The following is a 22,446-nucleotide window of genomic DNA, read 5'->3' on the forward strand; positions in this document are numbered from 1 at the left end:
GCCGGTCGGCGCCGAAACAAGGCGCGATGCACAAACGTTCAGCGATGATGCGGGGTGGATTGTTATCGCGGCGTCTTGAGCTAAGGTGGATCCATGGACCACCGCAGGGAAAACCGACCGATGCGTCGCACCGTGTTCTTCATCTCCGACTCCACCGGCATCACGGCCGAAACCATCGGCAACAGCATGCTGGCCCAGTTCGAAGGGGTGCAGTTCGACACCCACCGGCTGCCTTTCATCGATAACCCGGCCAAGGCCGAGGCGGCCTGCCTGCGGATCAAGACCAAATACGCCCAGGATGGCCAGCGCCCCATCGTGGTCAACACGATGACCTCGCGGACGTTGTGCGACATCGTCGCCGGCAGCGGGGCACTGATGCTCGACGTTTTCGCTCCCTTCATCGAGCCGCTGGAGGCGGAACTGGGCGCGAAGCAGTCCGGCGCGGTCAACCGCTCGCACGGCCTGGTCGACTTCGAGCGCTACGAAGCCCGTATCGAGGCCACCAACTACGCCCTGGCCCACGACGACGGGCTGGACGTGGACTACAACCAGGCGGACGTGGTGCTGGTGGGAGTCTCCCGCTCCGGCAAGACACCCACCTGCCTCTACATGGCCTTGCATTACGGCGTCTGCGCCGCCAATTATCCGCTCACGGACGACGACCTCGACAAGCTGGAGCTGCCGACGCGTCTACGCCCTTATCGCAGCCGGCTGTTCGGTCTCACCATCGACCCGATCCGCCTGGCGCAGATCCGCGAGCAGCGCCGTCCCGGCAGCCGCTACGCCACGCTGAAGCAATGTCGCTGGGAACTCGAACAGGCCGACCGGCTGATGCGGCGGGAGAGCATCCCGGTCCTCAACACGACGCACACCTCGATCGAGGAGATTTCGAGCAAGATCTTCGAGTACCTCGGTATCGAACGCCATATGTATTAGACGAGAACGTTTTACGGAGCATCGCCACCCCCATGACCGCCGTCATCGAACGCCCCATCGCCCTCATCCCGGGACGCTTCGAGTTCCTGATGGGACTCTATGCGGAGAACTACCACCGGCTGGCACGGCTGTTCGCACCGCAGCGGCTGGCACCCGGGCGGTATGTCTCGGACGTGGACGACGGGCTGAAGGTGCGCCTGGACGTGCAGGAAAAGCATCCGTACACGCTCGAACTCGAGTTGACCTACGACTTCGTGGATGAGGCGACCGGGCAACCTTCACCGTCGGCGCAGTTGCGCATGTACACGGACGCTCACGTGGCCGAGGCCATGCATTGCCATCCGGGGCGCAAGCTGTGGCAGGTGCTGGGGCCGTTTCCGCCCGCGCGCACGGTGTTGCAGCACCGGCTGCGCATGAACGGCTTCCTCAGCCGCTGGCTGGAATACCTGGCGGAACAGGGCCATTCCATCGGCACACTCGAACGCCTGGGCGACGTCCCAGCCGAGTGAGAGGCAAAAAAAACCCGCCGGAAGGCGGGATTCTCTTGGAAGTAATGGCGGAGCGGACGGGACTCGAACCCGCGACCTCCGGCGTGACAGGCCAGCATTCTAACCGACTGAACTACCGCTCCACACTACGTTCCACTTCCAACAACTACCAACTTCCTTCGTCCATTACACTTTCGGCGAACCGAAAAGTGGCGTCCCCACGGGGATTCGAACCCCGGTCGCCACCGTGAAAGGGTGATGTCCTAGGCCTCTAGACGATGGGGACGTACTAGAAGTTGGTGGAGCCAGCCGGGATCGAACCGGCGACCTCCTGCATGCCATGCAGGCGCTCTCCCAGCTGAGCTATGGCCCCCTGCTGGAAGCCGCAAAGATTACGTCCGACCCGTGACTTCGTCAAGCATTCGTTACATTTTTTTTGAATTTTTTTCGACGAAAGGAAGAATGCCCAGACCTGGCGCGCACTTGCGGCGAAAGGCGTTCCACCGCTTTCTTTCGACCCGCGTGCCCCGGCGACGGCACACCGGTTAACCTGTCCGTCCATACCTACAGGGACAGGCATGCACGGCATCGTTTTCATCCAGGACCTGGCGACGGTGATGCTCGTCGCCGGACTCACGACGGTGCTTTTCCAGCGCCTCAGGCAGCCCGTGGTGCTCGGTTACATCATCGCCGGCGTGCTCATCGGTCCGCATACGTTGCCGGTGATCTTCATCCACGACGAGGAAACGATCCGCACCCTGTCCGAGCTGGGCATGATCCTCCTGTTGTTCGCATTGGGCCTGGAGTTCAGCCTGAAGAAGTTGCGGGCGGTGGGCGGCGCCGCGCTGGTCGCCGCCTTCGCGGAAATCGTGCTGATGGTGTGGATCGGCTACGAGATCGGCCGTTTCTTCGGCTGGTCCGCCATGGATTCGCTGTTCCTCGGCGCGATGCTTTCGATCTCCTCGACCACGATCATCATGAAGGCGTTGGAAGACCTGGGCCTGAAGCGCGAGCGATTCGCCCAGTTGATGTTCGGCATCCTCATCGTCGAGGACCTGCTGGCGATCGTCCTCATGGCCTTGCTGACCGGTATCGCCGGCACGGGCGGCGTCGAAGCGGGGCAGGCGCTGGCGGCGGTCGGCCGGCTCGGCTTGTTCATGGCGGTGTCGCTCGTGGTGGGTCTGCTGCTCGTGCCTCGCGTGGTCGACTACATCGCGCGGGTGAGCCGCAACGACGTGCTGCTGGTGGCGGTGCTCGGCATCTGCTTCGGCTTCTGCCTGCTGGTGACGGAAATGGGCTACAGCGTCGCGCTGGGTGCCTTCATGATCGGCGCGATCGTCGCGGAATCGGAAAGCGTGGGGCGGATCGAGCGCATCGTGATGCCCGTGCGCGATATGTTCAGCGCGATCTTCTTCGTCGCCATCGGCATGCTCATCGATCCGGATCTCCTGCTGAAATACGCCTGGCCGATCACCGTGGTGACGATCGCGGTGGTGCTGGGCAAGGTCATCACCTGCAGTTTCGGCAGTTTCGTGGCTGGCAACGACGGGCGCACGTCGCTTCGCGTAGGCATGGGCCTGGCCCAGATCGGCGAGTTCTCGTTCGTCATCGCCTCGCTCGGCCTGACGCTCAAGGTGACCAGCGATTTCCTCTATCCGGTGGCCGTGGCGGTTTCTGCCATCACCACCTTCCTGACGCCTTATCTCATCCGTTCATCGGACCCGCTCGCGCGATTCATGGGCCGGACCTTGCCCTCGCGATTCACCGGGGTGTTCACCGCCTACACGGAATGGATGGGCAATCTCGGCCTGCAAGGGCAGGGCGCCATCGTGATGAAGATGATCCGCCGGCTGGTCTGGCACGTGATCATCAACACGGCGCTGGTGGTCGCCGTGTTCATCATCGTGGCCTTCGTCTATCGCCGGGGTTTCCTGCACCTGGACATGTTCAGCGACCGGCCGACGGTGCAGCGCAGCCTGGCCTGGTCGATGGCGGCGCTGCTCTCCCTGCCGATGGTCGTGGCAACCTATCGCAAGGCCGGGGCCCTGGGCATGCTCTTGGCGGAATTGTCCATTCCGGACCGGTTCGGCGCCCGCACCTACACGATCCGCTCGGTGCTGGCCCGGATCATCCCCCTGGTGGTCATGCTGGTGATAGGTCTGCTGGTCGCGGCGCTGGCATCGACCATCCTGCCGCCACGGGAGGTCGCGCTGGTCCTGGTCCTGATCGGAATAGGCCTCACCTGGCTGCTCTGGAGGGGGCTGGTCCAGGTCCACGCCCGGCTCCAGGCCGCGATCCGCGATACCCTCGAAAAGCCGGGGCAGGACCGCCACGAGTGACGCAGTACTCATTTCGATGAAAGGTTCCTGAACTTTTCATGTGAAACCTTGTCTCTCGCCCCGTCATTGCAAGCAGGGCGCGAACCACCGCACAATGGCGTTTCCGCCTCCACAAGGAGGTGTACCGGCGGCGTCGCCGATCTTTCTAGAGAGGGAGTACCGAATGAAGCACTTTTTGCGTCCCACGATGACGGCCGTCGCCCTGGCGGTTGCGCTGGGTACGGCCGCGGGCGCATCCGCCCAGGCCGCCAAGCCGGCTGCCTCCGCGGCACCGGTCGATAAACAGAAGGCCAGCTATGTCGTGGGTTGGGACCTCGCCAGCTCGCTTCCGCCGCTCGTCGCGAAGGAAGTCGATGCCGCCACGGTCGCCAAGGCACTGCAGGCTGCGCTGTCGGGCCAGAAGCCGACCATGTCGGAAGCCGAGGCCAAGTCGGTTCGCGAAGCGTTCGTCGCCCAGCTGAAGGTCAAGGCCGAGGCCGAATACAACAAGGTCGCCGCCCAGAACAAGCAGGAAGGCGATGCGTTCCTGGCCAAGAACAAGTCGGCTGCGGGCGTGAAGGTCACGTCCTCGGGCCTGCAGTACCAGGTCGTCCAGGCCGGTACCGGCCAGCGTCCGGGTCCGAACGACACCGTGACCATCAACTACACCGGCACCTTCGTGAACGGCGAGAAGTTCGACTCCTCGGCCGACCACCAGCCGGCCGGTCCGGCCCAGATCCCGCTCGCCGCGGTGATCCCGGGCTTCCGCGAAGGCCTGCAGCTGATGCAGACCGGCGGCAAGTACAAGCTGTTCATCCCGTCGAACATCGCTTATGGCGCCAAGCCGGAAAATGGCTTCCCGCCGAACGCGACGATCATCTTCGACGTCGAACTGCTCAAGACCGGCCCGACCCCGGCTGGCCAGGGCCCGGGTGCTCCGGGTGCCGCGCCGCAGGGTGGCAAGTAAGCCTTAAAGGCTTACCGGCGACATCGAAAGGGCGCGGAGCGATCCGCGCCCTTTTTCTTTGGTGGGAGCCCAGGGTCTCGGCACACCCCGGTGGGAGCCGACCTTGTCGGCGATCCCGCGGCAGCGGGCCAGGTTGAGGCAAGCACCCAATTCGCCGACAGGGTCGGCTCCCACCAGGGGGCTGCTCCCACCAAGGCCGATCTGGTTTGTTTGCCGCGCGTGCAGGACTACAATTGCCCGTTACGACGCGCCTGTCGAACGCTCCGGGAGCTTCATGAAAGTCACGATCTTTGGAACCGGCTATGTGGGCCTCGTCACGGGCGCCTGCCTTGCCGAGATGGGCAACCATGTCGTCTGCGTGGACGTCGATGCCGGCAAGGTCGAACGGTTGAAGCAGGGCGACGTTCCCATTTACGAGCCGGGCCTGGAGCCGATGGTCATCCGCAACCATGCGGACGGGCGGCTCGATTTCACGACGGATGCCGCACCCGCCATCGCCCATGCCGACATCGTGTTCATCGCGGTGGGCACGCCCCCCGATGAAGATGGCAGCGCCGATCTTCAATACGTGCTGGCCGTGGCGAAAACCATAGGCGACCACATCGATCGTTATACCGTGGTGGTGAACAAGTCGACCGTGCCCGTGGGCACCGCCGACCGCGTGCGCGCCGCGGTGGCCGCACGGCTGGAAGAGCGCGGCGTCGACGTGCCGTTCGACGTCGTTTCCAACCCCGAATTCCTGAAGGAAGGCGACGCCGTCGAAGATTGCCTGCGTCCGGACCGCATCATCGTCGGTGCATCCAGCCAGAAGGCCATCCGCGTGCTGCGGAAACTGTACGCGGCGTTCAATCGCAACCACGACCGCATGGTCGTGATGGACGAGCGCTCGGCCGAACTCACCAAGTACGCCGCGAACGCGATGCTGGCGACGAAGATCAGCTTCATGAACGAGATCGCGAACATCGCCGAGCATGTCGGTGCCGATGTCGAGCTCGTGCGCCAGGGTATCGGTGCCGATCCGCGTATCGGTTACCACTTCATTTATCCCGGCGCGGGCTACGGCGGCTCCTGCTTCCCGAAAGACGTGCAGGCGCTGGCGCGCACCGCGCAGTCGGTCGGTTACGAGGCACGCCTGCTCGACGCCGTGGAAGCGGTGAACGATGCGCAGAAGTCGCGCCTTTTCGCCCTGCTGTCCAAACACTTCGGCGGCAAGCTGAAGGGCCGCACCATCGCCGTCTGGGGCCTCGCCTTCAAGCCGAACACCGACGACATGCGTGAAGCATCGAGCCGCCGCCTCATGGAGCAACTGTGGGAAGCCGGGGCCAGTGTCCGCGCCTTCGACCCGGAAGCCGCGGAAGAAACGCGCCGCATCTATGGCGAGCGTGACGACCTCGTGCTCGTCGAGCGTCCGTATGCGGCGCTCGAAGGCGCCGACGCGCTGGTCATCGTCACTGAATGGAAAGCGTTCCGCAGCCCGGATTTCGGCCGCGTGAAATCCCTGCTCGCCTCACCGGTGATTTTCGATGGCCGCAATCTCTACGACCCGGCCGTGGTCGAGGAAGCAGGCATCGCGTACTACGGCATCGGTCGCGGCCGTAGCCTCGCGGGGCACGACCATGGCTGAGCTGGATGAACGCGTGGTCGAACTGGAGGTGCGCCTCGCCTTCATCGACGACACCGTCAATGCGCTTTCATCGGCCGACGCGGAAATCGCCCGTCGGCTCGACCTCCTGGAACGAGCCGTGCGCGACCTGCGCTCGGACCTCGTGAACATGCGCGCGGGGCTCGGCGGCGACGCCGCCAACGAACCCCCGCCGCCGCACTACTAAGCATTCGAACGAGTCTTACCGATCATGGCAGAGTCCCTGCGCGACCAGTTGTTGAAGAGCGGCCTGGTAAAGGAAGTCCGCGAGGAGAAACGGAAGTCCGCTCCGCCGGCACGGCAGGGTGGCAATTCGTCCGCCAGCGGCCAGCCGTATGCGGGCGATCGCCCGAAACAGGGCGGCAAGCCCCAGGGTGGCGGCAACGCCAGGAACAAGGGCGGCCCGAACCAGGGCGGCCGTCCGCCGCGTCACGTGGGTAGCCCGGGCGCGCCCACGCAGCGTACGCCGCGCAAGGACGGCGAGATCGACCTCGCCAAGGCCTATGCGATCCGCGCGCAGAACGAAGCCGCCGAACGCCGCAAGCTGGAAGCGGAAGCGGCCGAACAGGCGCGATTGCGCAAGGAGAAGAAGCGCAAGGTCGAGGAATTTCTCAAGGGCAAGGCGCTGAACCTGCCCGACGCCGACCAGGTGCGTCATTTCCCGTATGGAGAGAAGATTCGCCGCGTATACGTGGACGCCGCGCAGCTGGCCGCCTTGAACGCCGGAGAGCTTGGCGTGGTGCAGCAGGGCGGGCGTTACCTGGTGGTGGACAAGGTGGTGATCGAGGAACTGCGCGGCATCGCGCCGGAGTTCATCGCGTTGATGGTCGATCCGAACGCGGTGGACGAGTCGGACGATGGGGTGCCTGACGATTTGATGTGGTGAGGCTGCGTTGATCGCCGCTGAAGCGGCTTCCCACCAAGAGCATCGCCGACAGGGTCGGCTCCCACCCAAGACCTGCGCAGGCCCTGGTGGGAGACCTGCGAAGGCCTTGGTGGGAGCCGACCCTGTCGGCGATGGCTCGGAGCCTCGAGTAGCCAGCCAGCGAGCTAAGCCGCAGGTGCGGTCAGCTCCGGGTTCTCCCAGCCTTCCTTCCGGGCGAAGCGCGCGCCGTGCTTCTGCTCAAGCTTCGCCAGGCGCTCGCGCACCGCGGCCAGGCCTTCGCTGCGCACGTACTGGATGGGGCCGCCACGGAAGGGAGCGAAGCCCGTGCCGAAGATCACGCCCGCGTCGAGCAGATCGGCATCGTCGACCACGTTTTCGGCCAGGCAGGCGATGGCCTCGTTGATCATCGGCAGGATCATGCGGTCCTGGATGTCCGCCGGCGGCACGTAGTCCGGATCGACTTCCGGTTTGTCCGGCTTGCCATCCTTCCATACGTACAGGCCCTCGCCATCCTTCTTGCCGCGCTTGTTCGCGGCGAGGCGATCTTCCAGGCCCTGCGGAATCTCCAGGCCGAGGAAGGGCGCCAGTTCCTTGCCTACCGAAGCGCAGACGTCGAGGCCGACGGTGTCGGCCAGTTCGATGGGCCCCATGGGCATGCCGAACTTCTTCGCTTCACGGTCGAGCACCGGCCCCGGCACGCCTTCGTTGTACAGGCGCATCGCTTCCATCAGGTACGGCATGAGGATGCGATTGACCAGGAAGCCCGGCGTTCCCTTCACCGGCACCGGAAGCTTGCCGATCGCCTTGCAGAAGGCGAGCGCGCGCTTCTCGATCGCGGGGTCGAGCGCGTCGTGGCGTACCACTTCCACCAGCGGCATCTGCGCCACGGGATTGAAGAAGTGCAGGCCGAGGAAACGCTGCGGCGCTTTCAGGCCCTGGCGAAGTTCGTCCAGCGGAATGGACGACGTGTTGCTGGCGAGGATCTCGTCGGCCTGGAATTGCGGTTCGATGGCGGCGTAGAGCGCGTGCTTGGCTTCGGGGTTCTCGAAGATGGCCTCGATGGCGAGGTCCGCATCGGCGACACCCTTGCCTTCCACGTCGGCACGCAGGCGCGCCACCGCGGCGTCGACCTTGGCCGGTGCCTTCAGCTTCTTCTCGAACAATGCGCGTGCACGCTTGATGGCAGGCTCGATGAAGCGCGATTCGCGGTCTTGCAGCGTCACGTCGAAACCTTTCAGCGCCGACCACGCGGCGATGTCTCCGCCCATGGTGCCGGCACCCACGATATGCACGTGCTTGATGCCATGGTCGGTTCCGCCGCCGAGTCCCTTCAGGCGCTCCTGCAGGAAGAAGATGCGGATGAGGTTGCGCGCGGTCGACGTCGTGGCCAGCTTCGCCACCGACTTCGCCTCGAGCTTGAGGCGTTGCTGGATATTGCCGCCGCCGCGCGCCCAGACGTCGATCAGCGCGAAGGGGGCGGGATAATGTTCCCGGCGTACCTTGGCGGCCGTCTGCTTGCGCACCATCGGCGCGAGTATCGCCCGGGCGGGCAGCGTGTTGGTGGCCCACGCCTTGGCCCGCAGCGCGAACGGCCGCGCCTGTGGCCGCCTGGCCAGGTCCCGTGCTTCCGACAGCAGTTCATCCGGGCGGGCGAGGCGGTCGACCAGGCCCACGGCTTTCGCGCGTCGCGCGTTGAACGGCTTGCCGGTGAGCATCGCGGGCAACGCGTCCGGCGCGCCGATCAGGCGCGGCAGGCGGGCGCTGCCACCCCAACCCGGATGGATGCCGAGCATGACCTCGGGCAGGCCGATCTTCGTCGCGTCGTCGTCGGCGGCGATGCGCAGGCGGCAGGCCAGCGCCAGTTCGGTGCCGCCGCCCATGCACGCGCCATGGATCGCGGCGACCGTCGGGCAGGGCAGGCGGGCGAGGCTTTCGAAGACGCGCTGGCCGTTCTCGATGTTGTCGAGCACGGTGCCGGTCTGCGCGTATTCCACGAATTCCCGGATATCGGCGCCCACGGCGAAGCCCATGGGTTTCGCGGAGTGGATGACGACACCCTTGGGATTTTCGATGGCCAGGCGCTCGACGAGCGTGTCCAGTTCGTCGAGCACCTCGCGCGACAGCGCATTGGCGCTGGCGCCCTCGCGGTCGAGGGTGAGGACGACGATGCCGTCGTCGCCCACGCTGGTCTTCCAGTGCTTGAATCGGAGTCCTTCGAACATGGCGGGTCGTACGGTGGCGAATGAGCGCATCACCATACCTTCCCGCCGGGCCGAATGCGAGATGCCCCACCGTATGGTGCGCCGCGGGGGCGGCGGCGGGATGGCTGGCGCGGGGCCCATGTTGGGCGGATACTTCGCGCCACTCAAGCCGACCGATCGCCGATGTCCGTGGATGCCAACGTAGGAAACGATGTCTTCGACCGCATTCTGTCGGCCTCGGGACCCCTGGTCGCCCTGAAGACGAACGACACGGCCCTGCTGGTGGAACAGTTCCGGCTGGTCGCGCGGCGCACCGGGCAGGCCGTGTACCTGTGGCGCCACGCGGAGGGCCTGGTGAGCCTGCGCGACGCGCAGATGCGCGTGCCGGGCTGCCTGCGGCTCGGTGACGCCCTGCGCTACATCTCGCAGAGCCTGCACTTCGGCGTTTACCTCCTCGACATGCCTCCCGGCGTGCCCAGCGCCACCGACGGTGCGCTTTTACGGCAACTTTCGCGCGCCCAGACCGGACATGTCCGCCGGGTGGTCCTCATCGGGGCGAGCCCGAGCCTGCTCGCCACTTTCGAGAACGACGTGGTGCGCGTGGAAGCGGACTGGCACGCGCGTTCTGCCGCCCCCCGGCTGCGCGACGGCCGTTGGGTGGTCTGAGCGGATGACGCGCATGGACGAATCCACCGGCGTGCTCATTTTCACGCCGCGGCGGGATGTCCGCCGGGCGGCGTTCGACGCGCTCGACGTGGAAGGGGATTTCGTGCTGCTGAGCGCGCGCGACGCCACGCAACTGGAGGCGCTTCTCGCCGACGAACCTCCCTTGCACGTGGTCGTCTTCGGCGCCGATGGCAGCGCGGACATGGTCCAGGGCCTGCGCATCCTGCGAGCGTCGTCCCGTTATGCCGCGGTGCCGGTCGTCCACGTCATCGACGATCTGCCGGGCGTGGCTCCCGACGGCGTCGTCGACTGGCTGCGCGAGGGATCCATCGGCGTCGAACTGGCCCAGCGCGTACGCGCGGCCGTTCGTGCGCCAGCGCCCGTCGCCGAAGGACCGCAGCCACCGGACTGGCGCTTCGCTTTCGATGCCGGCGCCGCCTGGGTGCTCGCCTCGACGCCGGAAGGATGCGTCGTCGAGAGCGGCGCGGCCATGGACGTCCTCTGCGCCGGCGACGGCCCCGTCCAGGGCCGCCTGTTGACGGAACTCTTCTCGCTCGCCGATGGCCGTGCGTGGCCGGTGCCGGACGGCGACCGGCTCGCGTGTACGTTGCGCCGCCATGACGGTGGCGACATAGGCGGCGAGGTCGACGTGCGCCACGTCGTGGAGCGCGGCGAACACCGGATCGCCGTGGGCTTCCGTGACATGCGCGCCGTGGACATGGCGGAGCGCGCGTTGTCCCTGCTTGCGGTGCTGGACGCATGCCCCAGTGACGACGAAGGCATGGGCGAGGCCGCGGCGATGCTCGCCGATGCCCTCGAACTCGACGTCGTCGCCGTTTGGTCGGCGCTTCCCGAGAGCGAACACGGGCCGGAGGTGCTGGCGCGGATATGGAACGGACCGGGTCCGGTGGAATGGCCCGACGCCGCCGACCTACCTTTGCTCAAGGTGTGTCTGGCCGGCGAGACGCTGTCGCGCCTCGGGCACGGTGAAGAGGCGCCGGCGGCGGATCCCCTCATCGAGGCGCTGGGCCTGCGTTCCTACATGCTGCTGCCACTCCTGGACGAACGGCGCAGCGTGCTGGGCGCCTTGCTCGCCGGCCGCCGCCGCTCCGCGGGTGACGCCCGTGTCCTCGGTCCCGCGTTGCGTGCGGCCACCGCGCGCTTCGCCTCCGCGCTCGAATTGCGCCGGGCGCGAGAGCAGGGCCGGGTGCGGGGGCTCATCGATACGCTCACGGGCCTGCCAAACCGGCTGCTCTTCAATGACCGCCTCGAGACCACGATCCGCGAGGCGGGACGTACGGGCGAGTGCTTCGCCACGCTGCTGGTCGACCTCGACCGCTTCAAGAACATCAACGAAACGCTCGGCCACACCGTGGGCGACCAGGTGCTGACCGCCCTGGCCAGGCGACTGCGGGCCAGCGTGCGCGCCTCCGACACCGTGGCCCGTTACGCGGGCGACGAGTTCACCCTGATCCTGCGCCACATCATCAAGCGCGACGACGTGCTGCGCATCGCCGAAAAGGTGGTGCAGGCGATGGAGGTGCCGTTGTCGCTGGACGATGGCTCCGAACTCCAGGCGACGATTTCCGTCGGCATTTCATATTTTCCCGACGACGCCGTCGACGGGGAATTGCTCCTGCGCCATGCCGACGAGGCGATGTACGGCGCGAAGAGCCTCGGCCGCAACAACTACCAGGTATATGCCGCCAATGTCGACGCCGCGCAGCAACAGCAGGCCGAGCTGAAGGTCCGCCTGCGTCACGCGGTACGCAACGACGAATTGCGTGTGTTCTACCAGCCGCAGGTCGACGCCGTCACCGAGGACATCATTGGCATGGAGGCGCTGGTCCGCTGGGAGCATCCGGAACTGGGCATGATCAGCCCGGCGTTCTTCATCCCACTGGCCGAAGCCAGTGGCTTGATCGTTCCGATCGGCGAGTGGGTGCTGCGCACCGCCTGCGCGCAGGCCAAGGCGTGGGACGCCCGCTATGGGCTGGGCCTGCGGATCGGCGTGAACCTGTCGGCGGTGCAGCTCATGCAGCAGAACCTCGCCGCCGTCGTGGCTTCCGCGCTGCATGACACGGGGCTCGACCCGCGGCAACTCGAACTCGAGGTCACCGAGAGCATCAGCGTGAAGACCGTGCCGCATCTGGTGGAGACGCTCGATGCGCTGCATGCGATGGGTTGCGGCATCGCCATCGACGACTTCGGCACCGGCGCCGCGTCGCTGGACTACCTGCGCCGGCTGCCCGCCGACCGGATCAAGATCGACCAGAGCTTCGTCCGCAACATCGGCGTGGACCCCGACGATGAAGCCATCGTCCGCGCCACCATCGACATGGCCCACCGGCTCAAGCGCGGCGTGGTGGCCGAGGGCGTGGAGATCGAACAACACCTGCAATTCCTTCGCGCGAACGGCTGCGACGAATTGCAGGGCTACCTCTTCTGCCGGCCGCTACCCGTCCCCAGTTTCGAGAAGCTGCTGGCAGAACGCGAGCGCCTCGTGCACGAAGGACAGGCGGTCCCGGCCTGATACCCTGTCGGTCAGAATGAACTTGCACGGCGTCCGCATGTCTCAGCTGCGCCCGCGACTGGCCCCGATAGAGTTGAGGAGACGGCCCGGATGGGCGAAAACGAATTGGATCAAGCACTTGTCGAACGGGTGCAGCAAGGGGATCGCCGCGCCTTCGACCTGCTGGTCCGCAAGTACCAGCACAAGGTCATCGCGCTGATCTCGCGCTACGTGCACGACCGGACCGAGTGCGAGGACATCGCCCAGGAGGCCTTCGTGCGCGCGTGGCGCGCGTTGAAGTCGTTCCGGGGCGAAAGCGCGTTTTATACCTGGCTCTACAAGATCGCCGTGAACACGGCCAAGAACCACCTGGTGGCCATGGGCCGCCGTCCCCCCACCGGCGATATCGACATCGAGGACGCCGTCTACGTGCCCGGGGCCACCCGTATGCACGAGAGCGCCACGCCCGAGCGTGAAATGATGCGCGAACAGGTGGAACAAACGGTGTTTTCCACTGTCCAAGCCTTGCCCGAAGAACTTCGGGCCGCGATTACCCTGCGCGAGGTGGATGGCAAGAGCTACGAGGAGATTGCCGTCATCATGGACTGTCCCATCGGAACCGTCCGTTCGCGTATTTTCAGGGCTCGTGAAGCCATCGACCAGAAACTGCGGCCGCTGTTGTCCGACCGCGAGGACCACAACCCATGAGCGAAGCCAATCGGGAAATTCTCTCCGCCGGTATGGACGGAGAGCTGTCACGGGAGGAAATCCGCTTCCTGCTACGTCGTCTCGAGGCCGATCCGGTCCTCGCCGATACGTGGGCGCGCTTCCACGTGGCACGTGACGGCCTGCGCAAGCAGGGTGCGCCGCTGGTCTCCAGCGACTTCGCCAGCCGGGTCATGGCCGCCATCGAGGCCGAGCCCGTCGCGATGACGGCGCCTCGCCGTCGCTGGCTGCACTGGTCCGCGGGTGGCGCCATCGCCGCCAGCGTGGCGGTCGCCGCCCTGATGATCTCCCAGCCGGCGGGCAACAACCGCTCCGGCACGCCGGATATCGCCCAGCGCGCTCCTCTGGTGGGCGATTCGCCGGTGGCCGATGCCACGCCCCCACCCGCAGCGGCACCCGTCGCGCCGCAGTGGCTCAGTGGCGGCAGCATGGCCTCCCAGTTCACGCAGAAGGCCGCTTTCGACAGTTCGGAAGACGGCGGAGCCGCGGCCTACCTGCCGCGTTCCACGCCTTACCAGATACATCGCGCCCGGGCCGCCGCGACCCCGGAAGGCAATGGCTACATGCTGATGATCCGTCCCGACGGTACCCGGTATGTGCAGCCGGTCGTCGTACCGCAGGCTCGTTGAGCCGCGGTCGCGTGTTCCACGCGCGCCTGACGTCCCCAGGCGCGCTTATTCTCCAGGTTCCAGTAACGAAACGTGCGGGGTCATTCCTCGCACGGGCAGCCGTGGTTAGGTAAAAAGGAGGAAATCGATGGCTCTCTGGCAAGCACGCGCGCTACTCGGTGGCGCACTGCTCTTGGTGACGGCAGGCACGCAGGCGCAATCGTTGCCGGATTTCACCGGCATCGTCGAGAAGTACGCGCCCGCCGTGGTTCACGTGGAGGCGAAGACGACGGGCGCGGCCCGCAAGGCCCGCAGCGGGCCCGACGCGGCACCCGACGACCAGGAAGAACTGCTGCGGCGCTTCTTCGGCATGCCAGGCATGCCGATGCCGCCGCGTGAGCAGACCTCGCTGGGCTCGGGCTTCATTATCTCCGCGGACGGCTACATCCTCACCAATGATCATGTCGTCGACGACGCCGACGAGGTGAAGGTCCGCCTGCAGGATCGCCGTACCTTCACCGCGAAGGTCGTGGGCAAGGACCCGCAGTACGACATCGCGTTGTTGAAGGTGGACGGCAGCTCGCTTCCCACGGTCGCCATCGGCGACTCGCGCACCGTGAAGCGTGGCCAGTGGGCCCTCGCCATCGGCTCGCCGTTCGGTCTCGATGCCACCGTGACGCATGGCATCGTAAGCGCCGTCGGTCGCAACCTCGGCAGCGGCGACCAGCCCTACACTTCCTTCATCCAGACCGACGTGCCGATCAACCGCGGCAATTCGGGTGGCCCGTTGTTCAACCTGCAAGGCCAGGTCATCGGTGTGAACTCGCAGATCTACTCCACATCGGGTGGCTACCAGGGGCTTTCGTTCTCGATCCCCATCGACGTGGCGATGAACGTCGTGCAGCAGATCAAGGAGAAGGGTTATGTCTCGCGGGGCATGCTCGGCGTCACCGTGCAGCCCGTCGACCAGTTCGTGAAGAACCTCGACCTCCCCGACGCCAACGGTGCCCTGGTGGCCCAGGTCACGCCGGGTAGCGGTGCCGACAAGGCGGGCATCAAGCAGGGCGACGTGATCCTCTCGTTCAACGGCACGCCGATCACCCAGTCGCCGGACCTGCCGCCCCTGGTCGGCATCACCAAGCCGGGCTCCACGGCGAAGGTGGAGATCCTGCGCGACCACAAGAAGCAGGTGCTCGATGTCAAGGTTGGCGAGTTGCCGCGCGACAAGAGCGCCCTGGCCGCCGCGGCCGGTGGCGACGAAGGGTCGGCCGGCGGTTCGGCCGCCGCCCTGGGCATGTCGGTGCAGGACATCGATGTTTCGGCCCGCGCGGAACTCGGCCTGAAAGCGGGCGAGGGCGTCGTGGTCAGCCGGATCACCGGGCGCGCCGCGGCGAGTGCCGGCCTTCAATCGGGCGACGTGATCCTCATGGTCAACCAGAAGCGTGTCGGCAGCGCCGCCGCCTTCCGTGACGCCGTGAAGGGCATCAAGCCGGGCGACACGGCCATGCTGCTGGTCCGCCGCGACGATTCCACCCGCTTCGTCGGGGTCACCGTCCCCAGCGAACGCTGAGGGTCCCGGCCGGCCGCCGTTCGGCGGCGGTCGGCCTTCCATGCGATAATGCTGGATTCGCAGCGGCCAAAAGGGCCGGTGCGCGTCGTTCGCGCCGCGAGCGATGGTGAACGTGACCACGGCGCTCCATGGAACTCATCCGCAACTTCTCCATCATTGCCCACATCGACCACGGCAAGTCGACCCTGGCCGACCGCATCATCCAGTTGTGCGGCGGATTGTCCGAGCGCGAAATGGAAGCGCAGGTGCTCGACAACAATCCGATCGAACGCGAGCGCGGCATCACCATCAAGGCCCAGTCGGTATCGCTGCCGTATACGGCGCGCGACGGCAAGACCTACCAGCTGAACTTCATCGACACCCCCGGGCACGTCGACTTCTCGTACGAGGTCAGCCGCTCGTTGTCCGCGTGCGAAGGCGCGCTGCTCGTCGTCGACGCCGCGCAAGGCGTCGAGGCTCAATCCGTGGCCAACTGCTACACGGCGATCGAGCAGGGCCTGGAGGTGATCCCGGTCCTCAACAAGATCGACCTGCCCACGGCGGACATCGACAAGGCCAAGGCCGAGATCGAGGCCGTCATCGGCCTCGACGCCAGCGACGCGATCCCGGTCAGCGCGAAGACCGGCCAGAACGTGGTCGAGGTACTGGAAGCCATCATTCAGCGCATTCCCGCGCCGAAGCCGGGCGACACGGACAAGTTACAGGCGTTGATCATCGACTCCTGGTTCGACAACTACCTCGGCGTGGTGTCGCTGGTCCGCGTCATGCAGGGCGAAATCCGCCCCGGCGACAAGATCCTGGTCATGTCCACGGGGCGCACGCACCTGGTCGACGACGTCGGCGTGTTCACGCCGAAGCGAAAGAAGCTCGAACGGCTCGCGGCCGGCGAGGTCGGCTGGATCAACGCTTCGATCAAGGACGTCCATGGCGCTCCCGTGGGCGATACGCTCACCCACGCGGGCAAGCCGGCGGCGGCCCCGCTGCCGGGCTTCCAGACCATGAAACCGCGCGTCTTCGCCGGTCTCTTCCCGGTGTCGGCCGACGATTACCCCGCGCTGCGCGAGGCGCTGGACAAACTGCGCCTCAACGACGCCGCCATGTTCTTCGAGCCGGAAAGCTCCGAGGCGATGGGCTTCGGTTTCCGTTGCGGCTTCCTCGGCATGCTGCACATGGAAATCGTGCAGGAGCGCCTGGAACGCGAGTACGACCTCGATCTCATCACCACGGCGCCCACCGTGGTCTACGAAGTGCTGAAGACCGATGGCAGCGTGCTCGCCATGGACAACCCGGCGAAGCTTCCGCCACCGCAGCAGATCACCGAGATCCGCGAACCGATCATCGTCGCGACCATCCTCACGCCGGGCGACTACGTCGGCAACGTGATCAAGCTGTGCGAAGAGAAGCGCGGCGTGCAGCGGAGCATCCAGTACCTGGCCACCCAGGTCCAGGTCACCTACGAACTGCCGCTGGCCGAGGTCGTCCTCGACTTCTTCGACCGGCTGAAATCCGTCTCGCGCGGCTACGCGTCCATGGACTATCACCTTGACCGCTTCGACGCGGGCCCGTTCGTGCGCGTGGACATCCTGATCAATGGCGACCGCGTGGACGCGCTCAGCCTGATCGTGCATCGTTCGCATGCCGACCGCCGCGGGCGGGAACTTGTGGAACGGATGAAGGATCTGATTCCGCGCCAGCAGTTCGACGTGGCCATCCAGGCGGCGATCGGTGCGGCCGTCATCGCCCGCTCCACGGTGAAGGCGCTGCGCAAGAACGTTCTCGCCAAGTGCTACGGCGGCGACGTGTCGCGCAAGAAGAAGCTGCTTGAGAAGCAAAAGGAAGGCAAGAAACGCATGAAGCAGGTCGGCAGCGTGGAAATCCCACAGGAAGCGTTCCTGGCCGTGCTCAAGGTGGACAAGTAAGCGCCGCCGTCGCGGCATGACGTTTCACCTATGGAACCCCGGCGCCGGATGCGCCGGAATGGGCCTCACGGCCCCTCGACACGACTGATGGAGTTGGCATGGCGGCATTCGATTTTTCGGCGATCCTACTCGGCCTCACGGTCCTCTTCGGAGTGATCTGGCTGTTCGATCGCCTGTTCCTGGTGAAGGCGCGCCGCGCCCGGGCGGACGCCGCCGGTACGGAGCAGCCCGAACCCTGGCCGGTCGACTGGGCGCGTTCCCTGTTCCCGGTGATCCTGGTGGTGCTCATCCTGCGTTCGTTCGTGGCCGAGCCCTTCCGGATTCCCTCCGGCTCGATGATGCCCACGCTCGATGTCGGCGATTTCATCCTGGTAAACAAGTTCGCCTATGGCCTGCGCATGCCGGCCTTCAACAACAAGCTGGTCGAGAACGGCGAGCCCCGCCGCGGTGACGTCGTGGTGTTCCGCTTCCCCGGCTACGTGTGCAAGGACGAAAACGGCAAGGCCATCCGCAGTGGCGACATCTCCTGCCAGGACCCGCACGCCCCCGTTCCCAGCGAGAACTGGATCAAGCGGGTGATCGGCCTCCCGGGCGACCGTATCGAAACCCGCGGCAGCGAGCTGTATATCAATGGCGAGCGTGTGGGAGCCGACGAGATCGGCCCGTTCAAGGGCAGCATGAACCGCCCCGAGGACCGCCTGCTGATGACCTACGGGTCGAAGCTGTACACGGAGCACCTGGGCAGCATCAACCATACGATCGCGCTGACCCCGGCCTTCAACATGCCCCAGGACATCCCCAACGCGTCCGTCCCGTCCGAGGTGCCCAAGGGCTGCTATATCGTCATGGGCGACAACCGCATGAACAGCACCGACAGCCGCTGGTGGGGCTGCATGCCCGAGCAGAACCTGGTCGGCAAGGCGTTCTTCGTCTGGCTCGCCTGGCGCGGCCCGGGCAACGGCTGGCTCGATTTCTCCAAGATGGGCAAGGTCATCCATTGACCGAACGGAGGCCTCCGTCACGCCGGCGGGCGTTGCGGATGGCGCCGGACAAGGTAATCTCCGCTGCGGGGCGCATATCGCGCCCCGCGCGCATTCATCGTCTTGAACAGGGGAGCCGCCGCGGCGGCGGGACACGATCATGAAATCCAGGCAATCGGGTATTACTCTCATCGGCTTCGTCATCGTGCTGCTCGTGCTGGGCTTCTTCGCCTTCATGGCCATGAAGCTGGTGCCGGCCTACATCGAGTTCTTCGGCGTGAAGAAGGCGATGAGCCAGCTGGCGACGAGTGGCAACACGCAGGATCTCGACAGCATCCGCCGTGACCTCATCTTCAAGATGGGCTTCCAGTACGTCGACGACGCGACGATCCAGCCCAAGGACATCACCCTGGACCGCAGCGGCAACGGCGCCACGCTGAACGTGAACTACGAGAAGCAAATCCATTTCATCTACAACATCGACTTCCTCCTGCACTTCGACAACGCCGTGCAGTTGAGGAATCCGTCCATGTAACGAGCGATCGTGCAGTTTCCTCATTCCTTCCGTAACCCCGACCTCGCGGCCCTGGCGCTCACCCATCGAAGCGCCGGCCGGCCGAACAACGAGCGCCTGGAATTCCTCGGTGACGCCCTCTTGGGTGTCACGGTGGCCGAATTGCTCTTCGAGGCCCACCCCAACGCGAGCGAAGGCGAACTCTCGCGGTTACGCGCGCAACTGGTGAATGGCCAGGCGCTGGCGGTGATCGCCCGCGAGCTCGAATTGGGGGATATCCTCAAGCTCGGGCCCGGTGAGCTCAAGAGCGGTGGCTACCGCCGCGATTCCATCCTGGCCGACGCCTTCGAAGCCCTGGTGGCGGCGGTCTACCTCGACGATGGATACGACGCCTGCCGCCAGGTCGTACGCCGCTTGTTCATGCCCCGTGTGGCGGAAATCAAGCGTTCCAGCAAGGACGCGAAGACGCGCCTGCAGGAGTGGTTGCAGGGCAGGGGACTGCCCTTGCCCGTTTACGAACTCACCGACAGCTACGGCGAAGACCATGCCAAGATCTTCGATGTCAGCTGTTCCATCGACGAACCTGAGCCGATCCGCGTCGAAGGGCGCGGCGGCAGCCGTCGCGCCGCCGAGCAGGACGCCGCCGAAGCGGTGCTTCGCCGCCTGCTGGAAACCAAGATATGAATGACATCGACATCACTGAACGCGACTCCGTCGTCGACGACGACTTCCGCTGCGGCTACGTGGCCCTCGTCGGCCGCCCCAACGTCGGCAAGTCGACGCTGCTGAACGCCCTGATCGGCGTCCGCCTGAGCATCGTCAGCCACCGGCCGCAAACCACGCGCCATCGCATCCTGGGCATCGCCAGCAAACCGGAAGGGCAGATCCTCTACGTGGATACCCCCGGCCTGCATCGCGGTGGCAAGCGGGCGATGAACCGCAGCCTCAACCGTGCGGCCCGCGCGGCGATCACCGAGGTGGACCTTGCCGTGCAGGTGATCGAGGCCGGCCGCTGGACCGACGAGGACGCCACCATGTACGCGGCGCTCTCCGAGCAGAAGGACATGCCTAAGCTGCTGGCGATCAACAAGGTCGACCTTCAGAAGGACAAGACCGTCATGCTGCCCTTCGTCGCCGACCTGATGCAGAAGCATCCGTTCGACGACGTGTATTACGTCAGCGCGTTGAAGTCCAAGGGCCTCTCCGGCCTGGAGAAGGGCATTCTCAAGCGTCTGCCCGAGCAGGCGGCGATCTACGGCGAAGACGAGATCACCGATCGCAGCGAACGCTTCCTCGCCGCCGAAATGGTCCGCGAGCAGCTGATGCTGCGCCTGGACCAGGAACTCCCGTACGCGACCACGGTGGAGATCGAAGCCTTCCACGACCGCCCCGACGGCATCGCCGAGGTGCATGCGGTGATCTGGGTCGAGCGCGACGGCCAGAAGGCCATCGTCATCGGTGAGGGCGGCGCGCAGCTGAAAGCCATCGGCACATCGGCGCGCAAGCAGATGGAAAACCTGTTCGAACGCAAGGTCTTCCTCAAGTTGTGGGTCAAGGTGCGCGAAGGCTGGGCCGACGACGAGAACCTGCTCAAGCGTTTCGGTTACGAATAAGCGGTCCGGCCGGCGGTCGCCATGCGCGTCGAGCAACAACCCGCCTTCGTCCTGCACGCCCGGCCTTACCGGGAAACCTCGTTGCTGGTCGAATGCCTGACCCCTGACTACGGCCGCATCGGCGTCGTCGCACGGGGCGTGCGAAACGAGCGGGCTCGGCTGCAACGCGCCCAGCTCGAACCGTTCCAGCGCCTCCAGCTCGACCTGCTCCTGAAAGGTGAACTGGCCACGCTGCGGGCCGCCGAACCGTCCGGTGCGGTCATGCGGCTGACGGGCGACGCGGGCCTGGCCGGGTTGTACCTCAATGAACTGGTGGTCCGGCTCACCGGGCGACAGGACCCGAACGCGGAACTGTTCGCCTTCTACGAACGCACGCTGCGGCGCATGGCCGCCGGCGAACCCCTGGCCTGGACCCTGCGACGATTCGAACGGGACATGCTCGACTCGCTGGGCTATGCGCTGCAACTGGACGTGGACGCGGTGCAGGGCGAGCCGCTCGACCCCGCGGCGACGTATTTCTACGATCCCGAATCCGGCGCCATGCCGGGGCGTGCGGGCGATCCGCGGGCCGTGCGCGGCGTCGACCTGCTGGCCCTGGCCACCGACCAGTCGCCGGACGCCGCGGGACTCGCGTCGCTGCGGCGCATGATGCGCCAGGTGATCGGCTTCCACCTGGGCGGTGGCGAACTGCGGGCGTGGCGCGTGCTGAGGTAGGCCCGGCTCAGGACAGCCCCAGGGCCGTCCTGAGCGATGCCACTTTCTGCTCCGCCTCTCCAGCGCCGTATGGTTCGGCAGCGCCGTGTCCCCAGACGGGACCCGGCCACGCCGCATCGCCCTCGACCCGCGCCACGACGTGCACGTGGAGCTGGCGCACGATGTTGCCCAGCGCACCGATGTTGAGCTTGTCGCACGGCTCCACCGTGCGCAGGGCGGCGCTAGCGGAGTCCACCTCTCGCCACAGCGCCTCGCGCTCATCAGGATCGAGGTCGGCCACCTCCACCATGCCGCTTCGGCGAGGCACCAGCACGAGCCACGCGTAGCGGCGGTCGCGCATCAGCAGGACCTTGCACAGCGGCAGGTCGCCCACGGGCAGGGTGTCGCCCGCGAGGCGCGCGTCGAGCATGAAACCTCCGTTCACTTCAGCTCGCGGGCGAAGAAGGCCAGGGTCCGCTCCCAGGCGAGCCTGGCGCTGGGTTCGTCGTAGCTGGCGCGCACGTCGCAGTTGAACCCGTGGTCGGCCGGATAGACCCAGGTGTCCATTTCCGGCTTCAGTTCGCGGTGCTTTTCGACCATCTCCGGCGGGATCGAATGGTCGCGCTCACCGAAGTGGAAGATTACGTTGGCCTTTGCCGGCTCGGACAGGAACGGCACGTTCCTCGATCCGTAGTAGCTGGACGAGGGCAGGCCGAGGCGCAGCGCGGCCAGCGCGGCCACCGTGCCGCCCCAGCAGTAGCCGACCGTTCCCACCTTCACCTTGTACTGGTCGGCGATGAGACTGGCAGCGATCGCGGTGTCCTGCAACGGACGGAGCAGGCCCAGCTCGGCGATCAGCTTGCTGCCCTTCTGCATGCCTTCCTGGTCGTACCCCAGCTCCACGCCTTTCTCCACGGGATCGAACAGGGCGGGTGCGATGGCCACGTAGCCTTCCGCGGCGAAGCGGTCGGCCACGCTGCGGATATGGGCGTTCACGCCGAAGATCTCCTGGATCACCACGATGCCGCCCTTGGGCGTGCCCGAGGGTTCGGCCAGGTAGGCGTCCATGCTTTCGTGCGGGCGGGAGGTGTCGAGGATCAGGGTGCGGCCCATGGGGCGGATCTCCGTCAGGGTGGGGTAGGGAACACGAAGATTAACCGGGAGGCCGTGCCGGGTGGGAGCCACCCCTGGCGGGAGCCGACCTTTG

21 protein-coding genes and 3 tRNA genes are annotated in these 22,446 nt (G+C 66.0%); 18 read left to right on the top strand and 6 right to left on the bottom strand.

The features are described from left to right. Nucleotides 1-120: 120 nt before the first annotated feature. Nucleotides 121-936: a posphoenolpyruvate synthetase regulatory kinase/phosphorylase PpsR gene (gene ppsR / locus QFZ41_RS17100; RefSeq protein WP_429199839.1), complete on the top strand. Its 816-nt coding sequence runs from the start codon at nt 121-123 to the stop codon at nt 934-936. Nucleotides 937-968: 32 nt separating this feature from the next. Further along, on the top strand, nt 969-1,445 hold the full coding sequence (locus QFZ41_RS17105) for a DUF1249 domain-containing protein (protein ID WP_429199840.1): 477 nt from the start codon (nt 969-971) through the stop codon (nt 1,443-1,445). Nucleotides 1,446-1,490: 45 nt separating this feature from the next. On the opposite strand, the gene QFZ41_RS17110 is transcribed toward QFZ41_RS17105, so the two are convergent. The 3 genes from QFZ41_RS17110 to QFZ41_RS17120 all read right to left on the bottom strand — a co-directional run bounded on the left by QFZ41_RS17110 (nt 1,491) and on the right by QFZ41_RS17120 (nt 1,797). Beyond that, nucleotides 1,491-1,567 (bottom strand) — tRNA-Asp (locus tag QFZ41_RS17110). Between the two features lie 67 nt (nt 1,568-1,634). After that, nucleotides 1,635-1,710: transfer RNA gene (locus QFZ41_RS17115), tRNA-Glu, on the bottom strand. An 11-nt stretch (nt 1,711-1,721) separates the two neighbouring features. Next, a tRNA-Ala gene (locus tag QFZ41_RS17120) sits at nt 1,722-1,797 on the bottom strand. Nucleotides 1,798-2,002: 205 nt separating this feature from the next. On the opposite strand from QFZ41_RS17120, the gene QFZ41_RS17125 reads away from it, so the two are divergent. The 5 genes from QFZ41_RS17125 to QFZ41_RS17145 all read left to right on the top strand — a co-directional run bounded on the left by QFZ41_RS17125 (nt 2,003) and on the right by QFZ41_RS17145 (nt 7,237). Further along, nucleotides 2,003-3,763: a cation:proton antiporter gene (locus QFZ41_RS17125; RefSeq protein WP_429199841.1), complete on the top strand. Its 1,761-nt coding sequence runs from the start codon at nt 2,003-2,005 to the stop codon at nt 3,761-3,763. A 163-nt stretch (nt 3,764-3,926) separates the two neighbouring features. Continuing rightward, entirely contained in the window at nt 3,927-4,709 is a 783-nt protein-coding gene (locus QFZ41_RS17130) for an FKBP-type peptidyl-prolyl cis-trans isomerase (protein WP_306846304.1), read from the top strand. A 274-nt stretch (nt 4,710-4,983) separates the two neighbouring features. Next, the gene (locus QFZ41_RS17135; protein ID WP_429199842.1) at nt 4,984-6,333 is read left to right on the top strand and encodes a UDP-glucose dehydrogenase family protein; all 1,350 of its coding nucleotides are present in this window, start codon (nt 4,984-4,986) and stop codon (nt 6,331-6,333) included. Further along, nucleotides 6,326-6,538, top strand: coding sequence for a SlyX family protein (locus QFZ41_RS17140; RefSeq protein ID WP_429199843.1), 213 nt, complete (start codon nt 6,326-6,328; stop codon nt 6,536-6,538). Before QFZ41_RS17135 ends, QFZ41_RS17140 begins: the two co-directional genes overlap by 8 nt. A 24-nt stretch (nt 6,539-6,562) precedes the next feature. After that, complete coding sequence (locus QFZ41_RS17145; RefSeq protein ID WP_429199844.1) at nt 6,563-7,237, top strand: DUF2058 domain-containing protein; 675 nt, start codon at nt 6,563-6,565, stop codon at nt 7,235-7,237. A 164-nt stretch (nt 7,238-7,401) separates the two neighbouring features. Here QFZ41_RS17145 and QFZ41_RS17150 read toward each other — a convergent pair whose 3' ends face one another. Further along, nucleotides 7,402-9,459, bottom strand: coding sequence for a 3-hydroxyacyl-CoA dehydrogenase NAD-binding domain-containing protein (locus QFZ41_RS17150; RefSeq protein ID WP_429199845.1), 2,058 nt, complete (start codon nt 9,457-9,459; stop codon nt 7,402-7,404). A 162-nt stretch (nt 9,460-9,621) separates the two neighbouring features. Between QFZ41_RS17150 and QFZ41_RS17155 the strand changes: the two genes are divergently transcribed. From QFZ41_RS17155 to recO, 11 genes are all read left to right on the top strand, one after another. Beyond that, entirely contained in the window at nt 9,622-10,104 is a 483-nt protein-coding gene (locus QFZ41_RS17155) for a hypothetical protein (RefSeq protein WP_429199846.1), read from the top strand. 13 nt (nt 10,105-10,117) lie between these two features. After that, the gene (locus tag QFZ41_RS17160) at nt 10,118-12,637 is read left to right on the top strand and encodes a putative bifunctional diguanylate cyclase/phosphodiesterase (protein ID WP_429199847.1); all 2,520 of its coding nucleotides are present in this window, start codon (nt 10,118-10,120) and stop codon (nt 12,635-12,637) included. 90 nt (nt 12,638-12,727) lie between these two features. Next, on the top strand, nt 12,728-13,324 hold the full coding sequence (gene rpoE / locus QFZ41_RS17165; RefSeq protein ID WP_306846319.1) for an RNA polymerase sigma factor RpoE: 597 nt from the start codon (nt 12,728-12,730) through the stop codon (nt 13,322-13,324). After that, nucleotides 13,321-13,971, top strand: coding sequence for a sigma-E factor negative regulatory protein (locus QFZ41_RS17170; RefSeq protein ID WP_429199848.1), 651 nt, complete (start codon nt 13,321-13,323; stop codon nt 13,969-13,971). Before rpoE ends, QFZ41_RS17170 begins: the two co-directional genes overlap by 4 nt. A 127-nt stretch (nt 13,972-14,098) precedes the next feature. Further along, on the top strand, nt 14,099-15,520 hold the full coding sequence (locus QFZ41_RS17175; protein WP_429199849.1) for a DegQ family serine endoprotease: 1,422 nt from the start codon (nt 14,099-14,101) through the stop codon (nt 15,518-15,520). A 128-nt stretch (nt 15,521-15,648) separates the two neighbouring features. Next, entirely contained in the window at nt 15,649-17,439 is a 1,791-nt protein-coding gene (gene lepA, locus QFZ41_RS17180) for a translation elongation factor 4 (protein WP_429199850.1), read from the top strand. 98 nt (nt 17,440-17,537) lie between these two features. After that, nucleotides 17,538-18,440 carry a signal peptidase I gene (lepB, locus tag QFZ41_RS17185; RefSeq protein ID WP_429199851.1) on the top strand — a complete coding sequence of 301 codons (903 nt, stop codon included), beginning with the start codon at nt 17,538-17,540 and terminating at the stop codon, nt 18,438-18,440. A 139-nt stretch (nt 18,441-18,579) separates the two neighbouring features. Next, a complete protein-coding gene (locus QFZ41_RS17190) occupies nt 18,580-18,954 on the top strand; it encodes a DUF4845 domain-containing protein (protein WP_306846329.1) in 375 nt (124 codons plus the stop codon). A gap of 6 nt (nt 18,955-18,960) precedes the next feature. After that, nucleotides 18,961-19,617 (top strand): ribonuclease III, encoded by a 657-nt coding sequence (rnc, locus tag QFZ41_RS17195; protein ID WP_371025054.1) that lies wholly within the window; start codon nt 18,961-18,963, stop codon nt 19,615-19,617. Continuing rightward, on the top strand, nt 19,614-20,546 hold the full coding sequence (gene era, locus QFZ41_RS17200) for a GTPase Era (RefSeq protein WP_429199852.1): 933 nt from the start codon (nt 19,614-19,616) through the stop codon (nt 20,544-20,546). The genes rnc and era overlap by 4 nt, the downstream gene beginning before the upstream one ends. A 21-nt stretch (nt 20,547-20,567) precedes the next feature. Continuing rightward, nucleotides 20,568-21,260 (top strand): DNA repair protein RecO, encoded by a 693-nt coding sequence (gene recO / locus QFZ41_RS17205; protein ID WP_429199853.1) that lies wholly within the window; start codon nt 20,568-20,570, stop codon nt 21,258-21,260. 7 nt (nt 21,261-21,267) lie between these two features. On the opposite strand, the gene QFZ41_RS17210 is transcribed toward recO, so the two are convergent. Both QFZ41_RS17210 and QFZ41_RS17215 read right to left on the bottom strand, forming a co-directional pair. Next, nucleotides 21,268-21,669: an HIT domain-containing protein gene (locus QFZ41_RS17210; RefSeq protein ID WP_429200286.1), complete on the bottom strand. Its 402-nt coding sequence runs from the start codon at nt 21,667-21,669 to the stop codon at nt 21,268-21,270. Nucleotides 21,670-21,680: 11 nt separating this feature from the next. Continuing rightward, nucleotides 21,681-22,352, bottom strand: coding sequence for a dienelactone hydrolase family protein (locus QFZ41_RS17215; protein ID WP_429199854.1), 672 nt, complete (start codon nt 22,350-22,352; stop codon nt 21,681-21,683). Nucleotides 22,353-22,446: the final 94 nt, after the last annotated feature.

It is taken from the genome of Luteibacter sp. W1I16 (assembly GCF_050434905.1).
Lineage (GTDB): Bacteria > Pseudomonadota > Gammaproteobacteria > Xanthomonadales > Rhodanobacteraceae > Luteibacter.